We start from the raw sequence: 19,941 nt of genomic DNA, 5'->3' as shown, positions 1-19,941 counted from the left end.
TGTAGAGGCTAAAAGTGGTAAAAAACAATATTAATAAATGGCTAAGTTTACTTTTTTTATCACTTTTAATCACAGGTTGTGGCGGCGGCGGAGAAGGTAGTGATTCAACTACGCCCTCTGGTAACGCTGCGCCCAGTGTTACGCTCTCTGTTAGTAGTAACGTTATTGTCTCTAACCAATCGTTTACTATTACTGCGCTTGCAAGTGATAGTGACGGGCAAATAGCCAATTATCAATGGCAACAACTTAGTGGTCCTGAATTTACATTTATTGTTAATGGCAATACGCTTACAGCTACTGCACCGAGTGTAACCACTGACACGACCTTTAGTTTTTCAGTTACTGTTACTGATAATTCAGGTGCTACTGCACAACAAGTATTTTCAGGCACTATCACTTCTCAAAATAATGCACCTACAGTTAATATTACAGGCCCAAGTAGTGCACTTGCTAACACACAAGTAAGCTTAGTTGCTAACGCTCAAGATACCGATGGAACCATAAGCACTATTAGTTGGATTCAGTCTGCGGGAGATAATGTTGATTTTAGCCAATCAGATGGTGTACTTAGTTTTACTGCCCCTAATGTATCTGAAAATACAACGCTAGGCTTTAGCGTAACCGTAACAGATAATGCCGGTAAAAGCGCTCAAGCGAGTAAAACGGTTTTAATTAATCAAGTAAATAGCGCACCAACAGTCATTGTTACAGGCCCAGATGAAGCTGAAAAAGATGACAGTGTAACCCTAGTTGCAGATGCACAGGACAGCGATGGCAGTATTAATAGCATAACCTGGCAGCAAACAAGTGGCCCTGTAGTTGAACTTACCCAAACAGAAACAAGTATTAGCTTTAATGCGCCCACTGTTGCGCAAAATACCAATGTAACGTTTGTAGTAACTGTTACCGATGACGATAACGCTACAAATAACGCCCAGAAAATAGTTTTAATATTAGCCCCAAATAACCCACCGACTGCCGATGATGTAAATATAAATGTGCAATATAACCAAGCCACAGAATTTAGCTTAGTGGTTAGCGACGCAGATAACGATAGCGTACAGATTGACTTTGGTGATGATTTAAATGGAGCGCAAATCAGTGTTATTGATGACCAAGCCTTACGTTTTAGTTACACACCTCCTGCAAACAGTATCACTCCACAAAGCTATACGTTAACGGCGACTGATACAAAAGACACAACTGAATTTGTATTGAATGTTACCGTTGTTGATTCAACGCCCGCTACAATTAGTAATGTAACGCCCCAAAATAGTAATGAACCAGTATTTGTAGATAGCCCTGTTAGCATTACATTTTCAGATATTATGCTCGTGAGTACTTTAGCCGTTAACTCTAGTAGTGGTACTTGTACTGGAAGCGTACAAGTATCAGCAGATAATTTTACTACTTGCTTGGCCTTAACTATTGAAAGTTTGTCGGGTACTACCAGCGACACAAGTACTTATTTTCATACTGTAAATTTAAGCGCAAGCTTTGATGAAGACACTCAATATATTGTTCGTGTTACAGCTGATTTAGCTAATTTTGATAGCACAACTATTTTGGCGCAAACTGCCACCTCGTTTACAACTTCTAGCCAAGATATAAAAATAACAGAGCTTTCATCTGTGCAATTTAGTAATGACTTACCTTGGATTGAACTTTATAACGGCACCGGTGCGACAGTAAATTTACAAGACTACTCTCTTAAAGCTCGCAGTATTAATATGTCTGATAGTACGTTGAGTGATGAGCAAGTATTTGCGCTGCCTAATAAAGAGCTTTTAAATGGCGCCTATATTATTTTACAAAGCCGCTTTGGCGATGATTTTTTAGCAAGTGCGTCATTAAATAACACTAAGCTTGTACTTGTTGGTAGCGCGAATGATCAAATTAGGCCTTATTGGTACATAAATGGTTTTGCAGAATTACTTAATAGTGCGGGTACACAAACTATCGACTTTGTTAAGTTTGGAAATTCAACCCAAGAGCCTGTAACAGCCTCGCAGTGGCAAGGCGAAAATGCTGCACAAATACTGCCAGAGCAGGGCGCCAGCTTAAAGCGTACGCTCGGCGCAACCGATACCAACCAAAATACAGACTGGAACTACTCAGTATTCAATACTCCGGCAGGGCCTAACGATATATCTTGCTCAATAGATGATGATGAAGACGGTATTCCAGATTGCGCAGAGGTAGAGGGGGCAACATTTGGTGGGCTGCCTTTATATGAATGGGGAGCGCGTACTTCACAAAAAGATATATTTATTGAAATAGATTATATGGATAGTAGTGATGTTGGAATAACGCCTCATCGAACTGCACTTGAAAAAATTGTTAGTGTATTTGCAAGTAAAGGCTATACCGTTCATTTTGATGTAGGTGACTTATTTGATCAAAATAGCGATATTGCGCCGCAAAACTTTGATTTAGGTGGCGGAAATGTTGTCCCTTTTAATAGTTATACTCCGTTTGAGTACGATTTAAGTAGCCCTAATTTGTTTGCTTATAAAATGGAATATACCGATATAACCCGCAGACCCATTTTTCATTACTTATTAATGGCAAGTAGTGGAAATGAAGATGGCAGTATTAGTGGATCGGGTATTGCTGAGATCAGCGGTAATGATTTAATGGTAACTATGGGGGGCTGGGGCTTAACGCTCGATACGCAAATAGCAACCAATGTAACTTATAATTATCAAGCATCAACTATCTTTCATGAGCTAGGCCATAACTTAGGCTTATACCATGGTGGCGATGAAGAGGTTAACTTTAAGCCTAATCATTTAAGCTCTATGAATTATTTATATCAATTAGCGGGTTTATCAACAATAGGTAATAACGAAGGCGATCGTTATTATGAGCGTTTTTATCCCGGCAATGCTAGCTGCGATATTACACCAAATACTAATAGTCATTTAGGCTCTACAGATGATTTTATTATTGATTATTCAAGTGGTAGTTCAGCAGATTTAAATGAGAGCACAATACTTGAAGCACAGGGGCTAAATCGAAATGGCTCACTACCTGTTGATTTTAACTGTAATGCAATTAACACCGAAAGCTTAACCAGCTTTGATACTAACCAAGATAATACAATATCAATACTTAGTGATGTAAATGAGTGGAGCATGCTTAATTTGCAGTTTTATATGCAAAGTGCAGGTAATCGATTTGGCGTGCCAAATACTAATAATAGTAAGGTGTATAATTTACAAAGCTCACCTACTAATATTGAAACGCTGCCCAGTTATATAAAAGAAGCGCAGCCAAGTAGTGCAATTATTGCTGAGTTAAAAGCAATTAAAGAGCATTAATATGAAACTAGGGTTAAGTATTAAGTTTATTGTTTGTAGTAGTTTTTTAAGCTTACTAATAGCGTGTAGCGATACTAACAATGCACGTGAATGGTTACTAAAAAATGACAATTTATATTACAAAAATATAGCTATTGACTGGCGAGTTGAATCAGTAAAGGGCTGTAAGACATGCGTTATAAACCAAGATGTTGTTTATCAGCCTGAAGGCATTAGTAGTTATAATACGTTAATGCAGAGTCAAAATTGGGTGGCGGTACATGAGTTAAGTAAAATCAATGTTATCCGTTTAAAGATGCCAGACCAAACACCTTACTTATTCGTAGAGCGTATAAAAGGGCGAACACTAAAGCTGTTTGATCAGCAGCAAAACTACAGTATAAAAATTGGTGAAGTTACAGCCGTTAATTTTAACAATCAGCGCTTTAGTATTTTGATTAAAAAATTTGAAGAAGTAGATAAACAAAGTGTCGCATTACCAAGGCGTGCATCGCTTGAGTTTATTGCTTTAAAAATAGATTAAAAAAGCACCTTAGGTGCTTTTTTATCTCGGGTGCCGTGACCTTTGAATATTGAAAAATCAGCAACCTCTTAATTAACTACGGTATTTTGGTCGATAATTATCGACCCACAAACGTGTTGCACCACACACAGCTACAGGCATAACTATTAAGTTTACAAAGGGTATAGCCGTTAATAACATAACAGCAAAACCAAACCCGTATGATAAACCTTGCTTAGATTTTAAATCGTCTTTCATCTGCTTAAAGCCAATTTTATGGTTATCAAACGCATAGTCTTCATACTGCACCGCGTACATCCAACAAGTAAACAAAACCCATAGTATTTGGCCAATGACAGGTAAAACCCAAAGTAGTATGAAAAAACCAATAGCGCGAGGAAGGTAATAGCACAACTTCGTCCACTCACGGGCAAGCATTCTAGGTACATCTTTAACTAATTCGGAAAAACCATCATCGTTAATTTTTTGACCCGTTAAATAAAGCTCAACTTTTTCGCTTAATAAAGCATTGAATGGGGCTGCAATAAAATTAGTGATTATAGTAAATAGCATACTGTAGCTAAATAATACGACTAATACAGCAATTGGCCACATTAGCCATTCAAGCCAGCTTAACCATTCTGGTAGCATGTTACTGATGTAGCTAAAGCTATCACTTAGCCATCCAAATAAGAAAAACAACGAACTACCAAATAGCAGAACATTAATTAAAAGCGGGATAAGTACAAAGCGCTTTAACCCTTTTTGGCTAATTAATTTAAATCCCGAAAAAAAATATTCCATACCTTGTGTGATCTGCACTGTAACCTCAAAAAATATTTACCATTAGTTATAGTATAAATAGCTTAATAATTTTGAACAGTAATTTTAAGTAACAAAGTGTTAGCTTTAATGTTGCGGTTTTGGTTATATAATAACTACAGGTGTTTAGTAATATGCAATTATGATTAATCAATGTAGACCCGGTTAGTTTTTTATTAATAAAAGAATGAACTTACTAATCATGACTATACTGAACTTTACTACGTAGAAAAAAAGCATCTGTTTGAGGCTTTTTGTTGTATCAATATGTATAAATAATGCGAGCAAGTGAAAATGGGTACGGATAGGTTAAAAAAGTTATTATCTCACCAGCAAGGCATTTTATCTAAAATTGCATTAGGGGTACCTTTAAATGAGGTGCTTACTGAAATTTGTTTATCGATAGAGCAGATTATTAATGATGAATCTGCTCGGTGTTCCATTTTATCAGTTAAAGGCCAGCAGCTTTTTCATTGCGCAGCCCCTAATATTCACCCAGAGTACTGTAGTTTGCTTAATGGAGTTCACATAGGGCCAAAAGTAGGTTCATGTGGTACTGCAGCATTTTCGAAATCGCGCACGATTGTAGAAAATATTGAAACCTCACCGCTTTGGGAGGACTTTAAAGATTTAGCGCTAAAGTTTGATCTTAAGTCATGTTGGTCAACACCTATTTTTTCAACTCAAGCTGATTTGTTAGGCACCTTTGCTATTTATCACAGCACCCCTAAAGCCCCATCAGAGCAAGATTTAGAACTAATAGATTTTTTTGTACACTTTTCAAGTATTGCTCTTGAGAAAAGTAACGAATTTGAGAAGGCAAAACAGCTTGTCTTTAATTTACAGCACAGTAATGAAAAATTTAAAGCCTTCACCAAAGTAATGCCCGATCTCATCCTCATTTTAAGTGAGGATGGCACATATACCGATGTTTATGGTACCTCTAATGAGTTACTGCTTGATTCGACCACGGATCTTATTGGCGAAAATGTTAAAGACCTACTTCCTCAAAAAGATGCGAAGATGATAATGGATGTCATCGAAACAACACTCTCGACTAACGAGATGCAAATATTTGAATATGAATTAAATGTTCCCAAAGGGGGCATAGTTTTTGAGGGACGAGCTGCCGCTCTAGATCATTACAATCCCAGTAGTCCTACAAAAAGACATGTAGTGTGGATGGCCAGAGATATTTCAATAAAGAAAAAGGCTGAGCAAGAAGTTCATAAGCTCGCCTTTTACGATCCATTAACTAATCTTCCAAATAGAAGGATGCTTAGCGACAAATTAAGTCGATGTGTAGAGAGTGTTAAGCGTAACAAAAATATAGGGGCATTATTATTTTTAGACCTAGATAACTTTAAGCGTATTAATGATTCACTTGGGCACAGTGCGGGTGATGAAGTACTTGTGGAATTATCAAAAAGGTTAAGCGCAATAATAAAAGGTTCAGATACACTGGCCAGAGCGGGTGGTGATGAATTTATTATTTTACTTAAACACATAGGGCAAAATACAAAGCAGGCAATTCTAGAATGTAAAGCCGTTGCTAAAGAAATTCAAAGAGCTTTTCATGATAAGTTTGAAGTGGGCAACCTTGCATTTCAAGTAAGCTGTAGCATCGGCATTTGCCTAATTGATAGCGTAAACGCACAGGCTGACAATATATTAAAATTTGCAGATACTGCTATGTATTGTTCTAAAAATAAAGGGGGTAATAGCAGCAGCTTTTACGACCCAGCCTTGCAAACACTACTTGAAAAGCAAACAGAGCTAGAAACCGACATAGTGAGAGCAATTGCGTCTAATGAGTTTTGTGCTTACTTTCAGCCACAAGTTAATACGCAGGGTGATGTTGTTGGTGCTGAAGCACTTATTAGGTGGAACCATCCTCAAAGAGGGCTGATAACAGCAAACGAATTTATACCTATTGCAGAGCAATACGGACTTATTCAAAAACTACAAAATATTGTTTTGCATGATATATGTATTTTAATTAATGAGCTTAAAGCAAGCGCTATCATTGACGACTCGTTTAGTGTTTCAATTAATATTAGTCAAAGTCAGTTTAATTCATCAAATTTAAAAGGTGAGCTGTTCAACACTATCAATGAATTTGATATTCGAGCATCACAAATTAAGTTAGAAATAACCGAGTCAATGCTCTCTAGTGATATAGATTATACAATTAGGCAAATGAAAGAGCTCATTGCGGCTGGCTTTTTATTTTCGATTGACGATTTTGGAACTGGATACTCTTGCTTAGCTTACTTAAGTGCGTTTCCTGTTAAAGAATTAAAAATAGATAAAAGCTTTATTGATAAAATTTTAGATAATGAGATTGGCTTTAATATCGCGCAAACAATTATCAGTTTAGGAAAAAGCTTAAACTTAGTGGTCGTTGCAGAAGGCGTAGAAACAACAGAGCAGTATGACTTACTTAAAAAAATGAATATTGACACTATGCAAGGCTACTTAGTTGCAAAGCCGATGGATAAAGAACGTTATTTAAAATGGCATAGTGCTAATAGCAATCCGCAATAATACTTAATCAATTAGAGGGATTAAATCTGGCGGTAACTGTGTTAAAAAATTCTGCCTTGTTATCGACACGATTTTCTTATCTCAAAATAGATCACTTAATTAAGCAAATTGGTACGAAATGCTCTCAGAGCTTAATTACTTAAAGGCCAATGTTTAATAATTGGTAATAACCTAACAAAAACTTCCCATATGCAAGGTCATTTTACTTTTTCTAGCTGCTAAAATTCCCCAAACTATATGCTAAATAAGGACTAAAGATTTTTTGGTTAAACAATGCTAAGCTATGCTCGCTTGAATATATTATTTAAAGCTTAATAAACTTATAACAATGAATGGAAGCTTTATGCAGTTAGTCGATTTGAACCCTAATGATCCCGATGTAGTAAATGTATTTGACGATATAGACCGACTTATAAATTCTTTATACCCTGTTGCTACAGCGCAGTCTCTGGAGTTAAACGAATTAACCTTACCTAATGTGTATGCTATTGGTTTAAAAACTGATGAAGGTATTATTGCCTGTGGTGCGATTGTAGAGAAATTTGATACTCAGCCTTATGGCGAAATAAGACGTTTATATGTAAAACCAAGTCATCGTGGTAAAGGGCTATCAAGACGTATTATGCAGATTTTATTACATCAAGCTGGCGAAAAGCAAATCCCGTTAATACGTTTAGAAACAGGTCCAAAACAAATAAAATCAATCAATTTATATGAAAACTTAGGCTTTAAACGCTGTAGCAGTTTTGGCTCATATGTAGATAATCCACAAAGTGTATTTATGGAGTTAGGGCTTAGCCAATAAGCTTATTAACGCTACGACATGTTAAAGCTTAATGTGTCGTAAATATCTGGCCTCATTATTACCTTGTAATAAAAGTCATACTCAAGCTATTAACTATAAAAGCAGCTTTTATAGTGATGCAAAAAATACTTCACTGTTTTTAACACCTGTCTTCGTATAAAATCTGCCTCGATAATTAGTGACTAACTTACAAAGCGAGAATTTTTATCTTTTCTAAAAGTAGCAATAAACAAATGAGCGAAATAACAGTAGTAACCCACAATGGTAATTTTCATGCAGATGACGTTTTTAGTATTGCGGTACTTAAACATGTTTTGCCAACGTTTAAACTGGTACGTACTCGCGATAAAGCGCTTATAGAGAGTGCCGACTTTGTAATTGATGTAGGTGGCGAATACGATCCTGAAACTAATCGCTTTGATCATCATCAACGCGGTGGTGCAGGCGAGCGAGAAAATGGCATTCCTTTTTCATCATTTGGTTTAGTGTGGAAAAAATACGGCTTAGCGCTGTGTGATGATAACCAAGCCGTGGCTGACAGAGTCGATTCGGGCTTAGTTTCAACCATTGATGCCATTGATTGTGGTCATGTTGAAGGTGTATCAAAGGGAATAAGCTTGAGCCAAACAATCTCAATGTTTAACCCTACGTGGGAAGAAGAGAGTAACTTTGATACCTGTTTTGATGAAGCTGTTGAATTTGCAGCTCGCATGCTCATTCGTTTTATCGCCTCAGCTCACGGTAGTGTAAATGCAAAGGCGATTGTTGCTAAAGCAATTGAAAATGCAGAAGATGCCAGAGTTATAGTGCTTGAAAAATACACACCGTGGAAAAAAACAGTGCATATCTTATCAAGCGATGCGCTATACATGGTTTACCCATCGCATTCTGGGCAATGGATATTACAAACAGTACCCGTTGAGCCTGGCTCGTTTGAAGATAGAAAACCGCTTCCTAAAGCATGGTCAGGTTTATCTGATCAAGCGTTTGTAGATGAAACCGGTATTGATGACGCTGTGTTCTGTCACAATGGCTTATTTATAGCGGGCACTAAGTCGTTTGAAAGCACAATGAAGCTTGCCACTATGGCGCTTAGCGAATAACAACGCAGATTCATAACGAATACTAAGCATAACAATTTATATAGATTGTTATGCTTGTTATCTTAGCGTGGAGCATTATGTTTGAACTAAAAACAATCGCACTTTTTACTATTACAGCCTTAGCAGAAATAGTGGGTTGTTATTTGCCTTACCTTTGGCTTAAGCAAGATAAAAGTATTTTACTTTTAATTCCTGCGGCTTTAAGTTTGGCACTATTTGCATGGTTGCTATCTTTACATCCTACAGCAGCAGGGCGCGTGTATGCAGCTTATGGCGGCGTATATATTTGTGTTGCGCTATTATGGTTATGGGTTGTTGATGGCGTAAAGCTTACTATGTGGGATATTATTGGTGGTTTAGTTGCACTGCTAGGTATGGCTATAATTATGTTCGCACCAAAAAGTGCATAGCTGGCTCATACTCAATAAATAAAAAGCGCCTATTTATAGGGGAAAACACATATAGGCCCTGTCTTGGCTAAAAACCAAATGCACAGCTGCAATTTCTACCTCCAAAGATAAACACGCCCTAGTGCTATTTAAAGTCCTATCTCGATTATTTTCAAACTGCCAATAAAATATAACAACTTCAATACGACAGGCAATACCTAACGCTACATATGCGCTAAGCAACTATTGAAGCTGGTGGATGTTATGCTGAGCGTTTTAGAAGTGCAGATTATATTCAATTTTAAAAATGCATAGGTATTACTTAAACACAACACGTTGGCTAAACTATGAGTAATATGAAGCGTGTAGAACACTCGGTTCTAATTCTTCAAAAGCAGATTCTATTATCAAAGTAACTCCAGATTAGTTTTATTGAATAGGGTGATTCATTTTTGCTAATAAAATTTATAATGAGTCATTTAAAAACAGCCATTTTTTACAACTTTTCTTATCTTTAACAATCATCAAAGTCCTATTTTATATACGCTGGAGGGCAATGCGTGATTGGTTGTTTTTTTAACATTAAAAATCACTCGTTACGAGTAAAAATACTTGTTGGACTTAGATCTCTATTTTTCTTTTAATGCGCGGCACTAGCCGAGTCGGCATTAATTAAATAAAAGAGAAAGATAAATGAAAGAAACAACATCACTAGAACAAGCTCGTACGAGCTACAATGTTCGTCATTGGAGCCAAGGTTTTTTTGGTATTAATGATCAAGGTGATGTGTATGTTGCGCCCAAGGCTCATGCACCAGAGCAAACTATTGCATTAACAGATATCGCAAAGCAACTACAAGATAAAGGTTTAAGCTTACCTGCTTTAGTTCGTTTTCCGCAAATTTTACACCATCGTGTACACAGCTTATGCGGCGCATTTAATACTGCGATTGAAAACTATGGTTACCCTAAAGACTACTTATTAGTTTACCCAATAAAAGTAAACCAACAACGTGAAGTGGTTGAAGAAATAGTAGCAAGCCAAGCACAAGTAGAAAAAAAGCAACTTGGTTTAGAAGCAGGCAGCAAGCCTGAACTACTTACGGTATTAGCACTGGCTGAAAAAACCAGCGCTGTTATTGTATGTAATGGCTACAAAGATAAAGAATACGTACGTTTAGCACTTATTGGCGAAAAGCTAGGTCATAAAGTGTATATCGTACTTGAAAAGCTTTCTGAGCTAGACATGGTACTTAGCCAAGCAAAAGAGCTTAACGTAAAACCACGCATTGGTATTCGTGTACGTTTAGCGTCGCAAGGTAAAGGTAAATGGCAAGCGAGTGGCGGCGAAAAATCAAAATTTGGTTTATCTGCATCGCAAGTTTTGCATGTAGTTAATCGTTTAAAAGACGCAGACCAACTTGATTTACTTCAGCTAGTACATTTTCACTTAGGCTCACAAATGGCGAACATTCGTGACGTACGTTTAGGTGTAAGCGAAGCGGCGCGTTTTTACTGTGAGCTACGTAAGTTAGGCGCAGAAATTGATTGCCTTGATGTAGGTGGCGGTTTGGCTGTTGATTACGACGGCACACGTAGCCAGTCGCATAACTCTATGAATTACAGCTTAGCTGAGTACGCAAATAACATTGTGTACACCATTGGTGATACATGTAAGCAATATGAGCAACCAATGCCGACTATTATTTCTGAGTCGGGTCGTGCGCTTACGGCGCATCATGCTGTGCTTATTTCTAATGTTATTGGTACTGAAAGTTACACGCCAGAAGAGTTAGTAGCGCCAGCGGCAGATGCACCCCTGTTATTAAAAAACATGTGGGCATCGTTTGTGCAGTTAACTGATTTAACGGATGACCGTGCATTAATTGAAATCTATCACGACAGTCAAGGCGACTTAGCTGAAGCACATAACCAGTTTGCACTCGGTTTATTAGACTTATCGCAACGTGCATGGGCTGAGCAAATTAATATCCGTATTTGTTATGAACTTAACAAGCACATGGATAATAAAAACCGTTTTCATCGTCCTATTATTGACGAGTTAAACGTACGTCTAGCCGATAAGTTTTTTGTAAACTTTTCGTTATTTCAATCGCTTCCAGACGCATGGGGCATTGATCAAGTGTTTCCGGTATTGCCATTAAGTGGCTTAACTGAAGCACCAAAAAAACGTGCTGTATTACTTGATATAACCTGTGATTCAGACGGTGCACTTGAGCATTACGTAGATGGACAAGGTATTGAAAGCACATTACCAGTGCCAGAATTTAGTGCCGATAAACCTTATTTAATGGGCTTTTTCTTGGTGGGTGCTTATCAAGAAATTTTAGGTGACATGCATAACTTGTTTGGCGATACGCACAGCGCAATTGTTAATATGGATGAGCAAGGCGTTGCAAGTATTACCGAGATAAACCAAGGTGACACTGTTGCCGATATGATGCGCTATGTACATTTAGATGTTGAAAGTTTTCAGCAATCATACGAGCAGTTAGTAAGCACTAAAATTGAAAAACACGAACAGCAAAGCGTTTTAGACGAGTTGCAAAGCGGCCTTGATGGCTACACTTATTTAGAAGAGTTATAAGCAATGTCGACTTTGTTTGGTCACGCAGATCACTCATTGTACTCAAATGGGATGACGTTTTTGCGTCGTCCTATGGTGCAAAATATTAATGCAATTGATGCAGACGTAGTCGTTTTAGGCTTACCGTTTGATTTAGCGACATCGGGTCGCCCTGGTGCACGTTTAGGTCCTGATGCGATTCGTCGTGCGTCGGTTCATTTAGCATGGGAAGACACTAAGTACCCGTGGACGTTCCCGTTGTTTGAGCGTTTAAAAGTGGCAGACGCAGGGGACTTTACTTACCCTGTTGGCGATCCTGAGTATTTTACTGCGCAACTAGAAATGGCTGCTGAGCAAATACTTCGCCAAGGTAAAACGCTATTAGGTTTAGGGGGCGATCACTTTGTGACGCTTCCGCTATTACGTGCTCACGCAAAAATACATGGCAAAATGGCATTAGTACATTTTGATGCGCACACCGATACCTATAGCAACGGCTCGCGATTTGATCACGGCACTATGTTTTATCATGCACCAATGGAAGGGCTGATTGATGTTGAGCACAGTATACAAATAGGTATTCGTACCGACTTTGATCAAAGTAAACATGAGTTTGCTGTGATTGATGCAATGCAAGCCAACGATTTACATGCAAATGATATTGCAGCGCAAATACTTGAACGAGTAGGTGACCTACCTGTTTACTTAACGTTTGATATAGATTGTTTAGACCCTGCGTTTGCGCCTGGTACAGGCACTCCTGTGTGCGGTGGTTTAACGTCAGATAAAGTACTTAAAGTACTGCGTGCGCTAAAAGGCATAAACATGGTAGGTATGGATGTGGTAGAAGTATCACCTTCGTACGACCAAAGTGAGCTTACCGCAATTGCCGCAGCAACCATTGCGAGCGAATTACTGCATTTGTGGACGCATAAAAACAAGTACTAATTATATAAGTTAAGTACTACAAAAAAGGGTATGCGCAGGCATACCCTTTTTTAGTTAGAGGTATCGATTATTCAGCAGCTTAATTTCCTTTAACCAAATAACGCTTAGCCCAATAAGAGGCAGGTTAGTAGTAACAGGGTTAAATGCTTCAATAAGTAATTGTGGCTGCATTGCAACTACAGCGAGTAAAAGGCCAATTAATGCTAAAATATTTAAAATTACTAGGTGTTTATTTTTATAAAACACAAATAAACACAATCCAAATATAATTTCGCCAACACCCGCCGAACGTGTAATTAAGTCAGACACTTCTGCTGAAAAACCAGCACTGCCAGTCATTAATTTTTCAAGTGGTGCAATATGATAAAGCTTTGGAAAAAAGCCATGATATATCCAACTTAAACTCACTATGTAGCGAGCAAGTTGAATATAACCGCGATTATTTCCTAGCATTGTCAATACGCTCTTGTGCACTTGGGTGGCTAGATAAGTACTCTAAAAAGTCATTTACTTTTTCGAGGTGCTCGTTTTCGCTGGTATGGCTTTCTTGTAGGGCCTCTATTGCATCAGCAAAGTCATTACTCGAATACCCAAGCGACTCTAATTGAGTGAGTGCAAAGGTATCTGCCTCGCGTTCCATATCTCGTGAAAACCCTTGCTGAGCAAATGATGCACCTGTACCTAATGCAACCTCTGCAACCCCTTCTAAATCACCAAATACAACCGCTAGCACAATCGTACTTGCGGCAGATTGTGCTGTAATACGTACGCTATGCTGGTGGACTACATGGCCCATTTCGTGTAGCAATACCGCTTTTAGTGCATTGGGTTTATCGGCAAGTAAATCTGCTAAATCATCTGTGACCACGATACGGCCATGGGGTAGTGCAAACGCGTTAGCACCAAAGCTGTCTGATTTATAAAACGATAATCTATAAACCGATTGATCAAGCGATAACGCATTAAGCATACTTGTAAAATGTGCTTGTACTTTAGTTTGCTGCTCTGCGGGGAGCTCACTTGGGTCAAGCGCAATCTTTTTAATAAGTGTAAAGCTTTGCTCCCCCATTTGTTCCACAACATTACGTGGCAGGGTATCAACACTGTAAACAGCAATGGCCGGTACCGCTTTATAAAGTACTAACCACATAAAAAGTGGTGTAAATATGACTGCGGCTAAAATTGCCCATTTACTTTTTTCAAGGCGCTCCATTATGTGATGGTTATTTTCTTTAAATGGCCATCTGTAACTTACATCTTGAGGAATAAAACGACTGCCATCTTCAAAGTTTAGTTCGTCGGCAAGTCCTGCCATCCCCGAACTTAATTTTAAACTTGAGATTGCGTGGCGAGCTATAACGTGTTCATCGTTAATAACTTCAATGTGTGTGTCGCTAATAGTTGCAACACACACTTGATAGTTACTCGATGCGATGGGGAAAAAATGTCCCTTTACATGCATAGTGAGCTCTTAAGTTAGAGAAAGGTCAATATCAAATACGTTTGCAGCTTCCTCAGCAAATGATGATTGCTGCTCTTGCGCGGTATCGATTAGGTTTAATGCACCAGGATAAATAGTGACGTTAGTTACATCAGCGAGCATTTTTGATGTACGTACTTTTGTCCATGGGTATGCAAGACCTAGAGAAAATACAATAGCCAACATATTAGTGAGTAGTAAAACAGCGAAAGGAATTGGTTTTAGCTCAGATTTAAATGTAGCAACGCCTTCAAAATAGCTGTTATCAAAAATGTGATTTCTAATAGCGGCGTGCCATACAGCAGAAACAATGGCAATCATTAGCACATAGGCAATCATCATAAAGATAGGAAGCATAACCATAGCTGCAGAGTTTTCTAAATTTTGTTGGTTTTCAATATCTACTAAGTTGAGGCCAAATAATCCTAAAATCCCCATAAATACCACCATGGTGATAGAGCTCACTACAAAGCAAATAAGCGCTGTTAAGTAATAGGTTTCGCCTTTTAGATTTACAGTAAGCGGTTTGTCACCGTAACTAATATTGCTATGGATATAGCTATCAATACGTTTTATAACGTAAGGCATTAATAAATAAAGCGTAAATATGCTTGCAATAGGTAAAAGTATAAAGTTAACAAAGGCTTCGCCATAACTGCCTTTAAAAGCAAAGCGAACATTACGATGGCGGGTCATACGCAGATTAAAACGTAAACCTTGGTTAATAATCCATGGCATTAAAAAGATAAAACCAAGAGCAATAAACAGGCCTAAAATAGGCATAAAGCTAATAGAAAATGTATAAATAAAAAATACAATAACCGCTAAAATCCGACCTTTTAAAATTTGTATTGGCGTTGCTAGGTAGTCAAAGCTATGACCATCTATACGGGTGTGGCCGTAAAAATAGCGATGCGTACGTACTTTAGCCCACGCTGAGTATATGCCAAGCGTAATAACGCTAAGTAATATATTTACAATCCAAATTCCAAAAAACTCACCGCCTTTACCACTAAACTGCACTTTTCCGCTAAAAATTGGTTCAGCAGGCTCATTTATTGGTGGGGTTGTTTCAGATGGGGTAGGGTGTATTGATTCCATTAAAATTATATCCATGTTGTTTTTTTGTTAATTTACCCATTTTTAGTGCAAAATTCAATGTTTATAATTATCTCACCCTTCTGTAAACAGCTATAAATAGGCGTTTTAAGTGTTGAGTTAAATACTCTAATACTTTTTTATAAATAAACCTCGCTGGTTTTATTTATTTGGCTGGTAACTGGGATCTTTAGCTTTTTAATATGCGATTTAGCTACTATACATAGTTAATGCTGCTTAAATGTAATGGCATTAATTATGTATTAAGCACACCTACGTACAATTAAGCTAATTGATTTATATGCCAAAATAATAGATTGTAAGAGTAGTGGCGATGTAAATTTATTTAGGTTTTACAGCTTTTATCACCGCTTTAAATAACATTAGGATATTTATTATGTTTCAAGCAGTCGTGTTAGGGGGATTAGAATTTAGCCCGCTGATTGTTTATTTCCCAATTGCGTTTATTTTAACAGCGCTGACTCGTTTTGCTTTGCATCGACTAGATTGGCATGACCGTATTTGGAAAGTGGCTTGGTTTGAAGTGTCACTATTTGTTTGTTACTTGGCACTGGCCGTCTATTTACTAAGTGGAAGATAAATTGAATGATTAAATATCTGCGTATTACTTTTACTATCTTGGTTGTTATAGCTGCGGTTTTTGCTGGGCGTTGGGTATGGACTGACTACATGCATACTCCTTGGACGCGCGACGGTCGCATTCGAGCAGACATAGTTACAGTTGCTCCAGACGTGTCGGGTTGGGTGACTGCTTTAAACATTAAAGATGGTCAAAACGTACAAAAAGGCGAAGTACTTTTTAATGTTGATCAAAAGCGTTATCAAGCAGCGCTTGATAAAAGTAAAGCCAATACAGAAAATACGCTATATACATGGGAGCTTGCTAAACATAAATACGAAAGACGTGTTGAGCTAAACACTCAACAGGCAATAAGTGAAGAAACGCTAGAATCAACACGTATCAATACTAAAATTGCTGAGGCAAATTATAACCTAGCTAAAACAGAGCAAACAATTGCGCAATTAAATGTTGATAGAACTAAAATTGTTGCGCCTGCATCGGGGCAAATAATTAATCTGAATTTACGCCAAGGTAACTATGTAGCTCAAGGCACACCTGTGTTTGCTATCGTGCAGTCAGATTCATTTTACGTAACGGGTTACTTTGAAGAGAGTAAAATACCGCTTATTTATCCTGATCAAAAAGCTAAAATAGCGCTTCTAAGCGGTGGTAAGCAATTAACGGGGCATGTAGTGAGTGTAGGTAAAGCAATTGCAAATACGAATACACAAAGTAACGGGCAGCTTTTACCACAAGTACAACAAACATTTAATTGGGTACGTTTATCGCAACGTATTCCTGTTGATATTAAGTTAGATTCATTGCCCGAAGATACACAGTTAAGCGCAGGAATGACCGCCACAATACATCTCGCTACACGTTAAGGGGAAGACAGTGGGCGTTGTATTACAAAATTTGTTTTTTCCTAAAAAACAGGCAATTATTTTTGCGACTAAGGGCGTTATAGCCATGGTAATGGCGCTTACTATTGCTATGTGGCTTAATCTTGAAAGACCTTATTGGGCGTTAGTCTCGGCTATATTTTTGCAATTACGCCCGCAAAGCGGATTAGTTATTGAAAAAGCAATTTGCCAAATAATAGGCACCATAGTGGGTGGTTTATTTGGCATATTGCTTTTAACTCAGTTAATTCTCTACCCTTATTTAGCGCTCGGTGCATTGGCATTATGGTTGGGGGTAAACTCTGCGTTATCGGCAATGGTACGCCAAGCAAACTTTGTTTATGCGTTTGCTATGGCAGGTGTAACAGCCGCTATTATTGTACTTTTAGTCATGGTTACTCCGGCAATGGTGAGCAGCCAAAGCATATTTGATATTGCACAAGCGCGCGTGAGTGAAATAGTAATAGGCTCGATATGTGCAGGCCTTGTGAGCCATTTATTTTGGCCTGTAAAAGTTAAACACTTACTGCAAGTACAAGCGCGGTCGGTTATAAACCAAACGTTAGATTATTTAGTAACTGAGCTTGATTCTAAAGGCTCGCACGAAAACCGCCATCAGCAAATTGATGGCATTATGGCAACATTAGGATCTATAAACGAAGACTCCAGCGCAGTAAGGTACGAAGGACCAAAAGGTCCAGGGCGCTCACGTGCTGCAAATCAATTGTCGCAAAAAGTACTTTCTTTACTGGCTTCAATTCAAATAATTGGTCGTCTGCAACGAAACCACGCAGACCTTATTACTCCCACATTAGACAAATTAATAAGTAAACTTAAACACGTATTCGCGCAAATTAAAGAATCTGACGATTTTGATTACTGCGCCGAACAAGTTAAAACGCTGCGTAAAGAGCTAACCGACTATAGATCAAATACGGTGTGTGATTCGCCATTTGAATCTCACATGCTCAATGTGAGTTTAGAAGTGGCAGCCGACTTAACAATTTTACTACGCGCATACAGAGCTTTAGAACAACGCGATAAAACATTATTAAATGCACCCAGTATGCTTACATATCGTGACCCATTAGCTGGCATTATTGTTGGATTTAGAACTGCTTTGGTGTTTTCTATCGGCGCATTTATTTGGATTAATACAGGTTCTTCAGCTGCATTATTAATTATGATTTTACCGGTCATATTTTCGATAATGCTGGCGCGAATACCCTTGGCTATTTTACAGGTTGTAATTAAACGTTTATTGGCAGGTATAATTGTTGCCACTTTTGTAACTATTTTTTATGCGTTAAATTTACTGTCGCAAAGTGGAGGGCAATTAGAAATATTATTACTTGTATTAGCTGGTCCGTATTTTTTGGGTTTGCTGTTACTCGCTGATCAACAAACGCTGCCATACGGCTTAGGGTTTTGTATTCCATTTACTATTTTGGTTAGACCCAGCATGGATATGAGCCTAGCATTTTCAATTGATTATACACTCAGCTCTGCAATCGCTATTTTTGCTGGCGTGAGTATTTTATTTTGGATTTTTCAGTTATTTACAGGACCAAGTGTTCAGTTACTTGTTCATCGTGTTTTTAAGGCTACCTATAAAGATTTACTCGAAATAAATACCCATCAAACTCCGAGTATTTGGTACAACCGCCGCATGGCAGATAGGTTAATCCGCTTAACTAATTACGATCAGGGCTCACACTCACGCGCTATTACCGATATGGCTCTTACCGGTCTAAACTTAGGGCATGCCTCAGTGCGATTAAACTCAATTTGCGAAAACCTTGCTGGTGACACAAAGCTAAAATACTTAAATGAGTGGCAACGCATGTTGGCTGATGCATTTATGCTGGCTACCAAAGGTAAGTTTGATGAAAACTTTAAGCAAGCGTCTGATAATCTTTATAACGAATTAGCCGTATCTGTTGGTGATTCAAACCAATTAGAGGCAATAAAAGGGATGTTTATTCGCATTAATCTGACCTTTGAAAGAAGTGCTAGCAAGATAAATTAACCCTATTCGCTGCTTTTCGAGTTCAGATGTTATAACGAAATCTGTTATACTTGATGGACAATTTTATGGGGCTGTTATGATTTCAAAAAACCAACTCAAACTTATTCGCCAACTTGGCCAAAAAAAGTACCGAAAGCAATATAATCAATACCTTGTACAGGGTGAAAAAAACGTACTTGAGTTATTAAACAGCCCATTAAATGCGGTTAATATTTTTGCTACTGATGAATTTATAAATGCGTACCAAGGTGAGTATCAGCACGCTAATTTTATTGAAGCGGATGAAGAGACCCTCACTAAAGCAAGTACATTAGTTAGCAATAATGCAGCCATTGCTATTGTTGATATGCCAAAGGCAGCTTTACCACAAGCAAGTGGCTTAATACTCGCGCTTGATGGCGTATCAGACCCTGGTAACTTAGGCACAATAATTAGAGTAGCTGATTGGTACGGTATTAAACATATAGTAACTAGCACCGACAGCGCAGACGCTTACAACCCTAAAACAATTAGCGCCACAATGGGCTCATTTGTAAGGGTATCGGTAAGCCAAGTAGATTTACCTGATTACCTACAGTCTTTAAATTTACCTGTTTACGGTGCTTTTTTAGATGGGCAAAGCGTGCATAAAACCCAATTTACGGGCTCAGGCGTTTTACTAATGGGCAGTGAGTCGCATGGTATACGCGAGACATGTGCAAATTTAGTGACCAATAAAATCACCATTCCCGCTTTTGGTGGAGCAGAGTCGCTTAATGTTGCAATGGCAACCGGTATTATTTTAGATAACTTTAAACGACAAGCTTAATCTATTAGTAAATTAT

The 19,941-nt window shown here is 38.1% G+C and carries 16 protein-coding genes; 12 read left to right on the top strand and 4 right to left on the bottom strand.

The window, feature by feature from the left end:
* The first annotated feature begins 14 nt into the window (after positions 1–14).
* A complete protein-coding gene (locus I6E72_RS10375; RefSeq protein ID WP_197112245.1) occupies positions 15–3,323 on the top strand; it encodes a PKD domain-containing protein in 3,309 nt (1,102 codons plus the stop codon).
* Between the two features lies 1 nt (position 3,324).
* A complete protein-coding gene (locus I6E72_RS10370; RefSeq protein ID WP_197112243.1) occupies positions 3,325–3,846 on the top strand; it encodes a hypothetical protein in 522 nt (173 codons plus the stop codon).
* A gap of 72 nt (positions 3,847–3,918) precedes the next feature.
* On the opposite strand, the gene cysZ is transcribed toward I6E72_RS10370, so the two are convergent.
* Entirely contained in the window at positions 3,919–4,629 is a 711-nt protein-coding gene (gene cysZ, locus I6E72_RS10365; protein ID WP_010554723.1) for a sulfate transporter CysZ, read from the bottom strand.
* Positions 4,630–4,941: 312 nt separating this feature from the next.
* Between cysZ and I6E72_RS10360 the strand changes: the two genes are divergently transcribed.
* The 6 genes from I6E72_RS10360 (at position 4,942) to speB (ending at position 13,025) form a co-directional block, all read left to right on the top strand.
* Entirely contained in the window at positions 4,942–7,194 is a 2,253-nt protein-coding gene (locus I6E72_RS10360; protein ID WP_197112277.1) for a sensor domain-containing phosphodiesterase, read from the top strand.
* 343 nt (positions 7,195–7,537) lie between these two features.
* Positions 7,538–7,999 carry a GNAT family N-acetyltransferase gene (locus tag I6E72_RS10355; RefSeq protein ID WP_007583982.1) on the top strand — a complete coding sequence of 154 codons (462 nt, stop codon included), beginning with the start codon at positions 7,538–7,540 and terminating at the stop codon, positions 7,997–7,999.
* A gap of 233 nt (positions 8,000–8,232) precedes the next feature.
* On the top strand, positions 8,233–9,102 hold the full coding sequence (locus I6E72_RS10350; RefSeq protein WP_007583983.1) for an MYG1 family protein: 870 nt from the start codon (positions 8,233–8,235) through the stop codon (positions 9,100–9,102).
* A gap of 77 nt (positions 9,103–9,179) precedes the next feature.
* Positions 9,180–9,512 (top strand): YnfA family protein, encoded by a 333-nt coding sequence (locus I6E72_RS10345; RefSeq protein WP_007378102.1) that lies wholly within the window; start codon positions 9,180–9,182, stop codon positions 9,510–9,512.
* A gap of 672 nt (positions 9,513–10,184) precedes the next feature.
* The gene (gene speA / locus I6E72_RS10340; RefSeq protein WP_197101623.1) at positions 10,185–12,098 is read left to right on the top strand and encodes a biosynthetic arginine decarboxylase; all 1,914 of its coding nucleotides are present in this window, start codon (positions 10,185–10,187) and stop codon (positions 12,096–12,098) included.
* 3 nt (positions 12,099–12,101) lie between these two features.
* A complete protein-coding gene (speB, locus tag I6E72_RS10335) occupies positions 12,102–13,025 on the top strand; it encodes an agmatinase (RefSeq protein WP_007583987.1) in 924 nt (307 codons plus the stop codon).
* A 54-nt stretch (positions 13,026–13,079) separates the two neighbouring features.
* Here the strand turns inward: speB and I6E72_RS10330 are convergent, their stop codons facing one another.
* Genes I6E72_RS10330 through I6E72_RS10320 form a run of 3 tightly spaced genes read right to left on the bottom strand, consistent with a single transcriptional unit; the run spans position 13,080 to position 15,606 of the window.
* Entirely contained in the window at positions 13,080–13,478 is a 399-nt protein-coding gene (locus tag I6E72_RS10330) for a DoxX-like family protein (protein ID WP_101164108.1), read from the bottom strand.
* A complete protein-coding gene (locus tag I6E72_RS10325; RefSeq protein WP_197112241.1) occupies positions 13,465–14,487 on the bottom strand; it encodes a M48 family metallopeptidase in 1,023 nt (340 codons plus the stop codon). Before I6E72_RS10325 ends, I6E72_RS10330 begins: the two co-directional genes overlap by 14 nt.
* A gap of 9 nt (positions 14,488–14,496) precedes the next feature.
* The gene (locus tag I6E72_RS10320; protein ID WP_007584000.1) at positions 14,497–15,606 is read right to left on the bottom strand and encodes a YjgN family protein; all 1,110 of its coding nucleotides are present in this window, start codon (positions 15,604–15,606) and stop codon (positions 14,497–14,499) included.
* 394 nt (positions 15,607–16,000) lie between these two features.
* Here I6E72_RS10320 and I6E72_RS10315 point away from each other — a divergent pair, with 394 nt between their 5' ends.
* From I6E72_RS10315 to I6E72_RS10300, 4 genes are all read left to right on the top strand, one after another.
* Positions 16,001–16,204, top strand: coding sequence for a DUF1656 domain-containing protein (locus I6E72_RS10315; protein ID WP_008171772.1), 204 nt, complete (start codon positions 16,001–16,003; stop codon positions 16,202–16,204).
* A 5-nt stretch (positions 16,205–16,209) separates the two neighbouring features.
* The gene (locus tag I6E72_RS10310; protein WP_007584004.1) at positions 16,210–17,070 is read left to right on the top strand and encodes an efflux RND transporter periplasmic adaptor subunit; all 861 of its coding nucleotides are present in this window, start codon (positions 16,210–16,212) and stop codon (positions 17,068–17,070) included.
* Between the two features lie 10 nt (positions 17,071–17,080).
* Positions 17,081–19,117 carry an FUSC family protein gene (locus I6E72_RS10305; RefSeq protein WP_197112239.1) on the top strand — a complete coding sequence of 679 codons (2,037 nt, stop codon included), beginning with the start codon at positions 17,081–17,083 and terminating at the stop codon, positions 19,115–19,117.
* 76 nt (positions 19,118–19,193) lie between these two features.
* Positions 19,194–19,925: an RNA methyltransferase gene (locus I6E72_RS10300; protein ID WP_197112237.1), complete on the top strand. Its 732-nt coding sequence runs from the start codon at positions 19,194–19,196 to the stop codon at positions 19,923–19,925.
* Positions 19,926–19,941 lie beyond the last annotated feature (16 nt).

Origin of the sequence: Pseudoalteromonas sp. NSLLW24 (assembly GCF_015864725.1) — a bacterium.
GTDB lineage: Bacteria > Pseudomonadota > Gammaproteobacteria > Enterobacterales > Alteromonadaceae > Pseudoalteromonas > Pseudoalteromonas arctica.
The sequence above is the reverse complement of the archived record's forward strand: the minus strand, read 5'-3'. Positions and strand labels throughout refer to the sequence as shown.

What these genes read in the sequence shown, in the direction of transcription:
- I6E72_RS10370 (WP_197112243.1), top strand. Translation starts at nt 3,325, where the DNA reads ATGAAACTAGGGTTAAGTATTAAGTTTATTGTTTGTAGTAGTTTTTTA.
- cysZ (WP_010554723.1), bottom strand. Translation starts at nt 4,629, where the DNA reads ATGGAATATTTTTTTTCGGGATTTAAATTAATTAGCCAAAAAGGGTTA.
- I6E72_RS10360 (WP_197112277.1), top strand. Translation starts at nt 4,942, where the DNA reads ATGGGTACGGATAGGTTAAAAAAGTTATTATCTCACCAGCAAGGCATT.
- I6E72_RS10355 (WP_007583982.1), top strand. Translation starts at nt 7,538, where the DNA reads ATGCAGTTAGTCGATTTGAACCCTAATGATCCCGATGTAGTAAATGTA.
- I6E72_RS10350 (WP_007583983.1), top strand. Translation starts at nt 8,233, where the DNA reads ATGAGCGAAATAACAGTAGTAACCCACAATGGTAATTTTCATGCAGAT.
- I6E72_RS10345 (WP_007378102.1), top strand. Translation starts at nt 9,180, where the DNA reads ATGTTTGAACTAAAAACAATCGCACTTTTTACTATTACAGCCTTAGCA.
- speA (WP_197101623.1), top strand. Translation starts at nt 10,185, where the DNA reads ATGAAAGAAACAACATCACTAGAACAAGCTCGTACGAGCTACAATGTT.
- speB (WP_007583987.1), top strand. Translation starts at nt 12,102, where the DNA reads ATGTCGACTTTGTTTGGTCACGCAGATCACTCATTGTACTCAAATGGG.
- I6E72_RS10330 (WP_101164108.1), bottom strand. Translation starts at nt 13,478, where the DNA reads ATGCTAGGAAATAATCGCGGTTATATTCAACTTGCTCGCTACATAGTG.
- I6E72_RS10325 (WP_197112241.1), bottom strand. Translation starts at nt 14,487, where the DNA reads ATGCATGTAAAGGGACATTTTTTCCCCATCGCATCGAGTAACTATCAA.
- I6E72_RS10320 (WP_007584000.1), bottom strand. Translation starts at nt 15,606, where the DNA reads ATGGAATCAATACACCCTACCCCATCTGAAACAACCCCACCAATAAAT.
- I6E72_RS10315 (WP_008171772.1), top strand. Translation starts at nt 16,001, where the DNA reads ATGTTTCAAGCAGTCGTGTTAGGGGGATTAGAATTTAGCCCGCTGATT.
- I6E72_RS10310 (WP_007584004.1), top strand. Translation starts at nt 16,210, where the DNA reads ATGATTAAATATCTGCGTATTACTTTTACTATCTTGGTTGTTATAGCT.
- I6E72_RS10300 (WP_197112237.1), top strand. Translation starts at nt 19,194, where the DNA reads ATGATTTCAAAAAACCAACTCAAACTTATTCGCCAACTTGGCCAAAAA.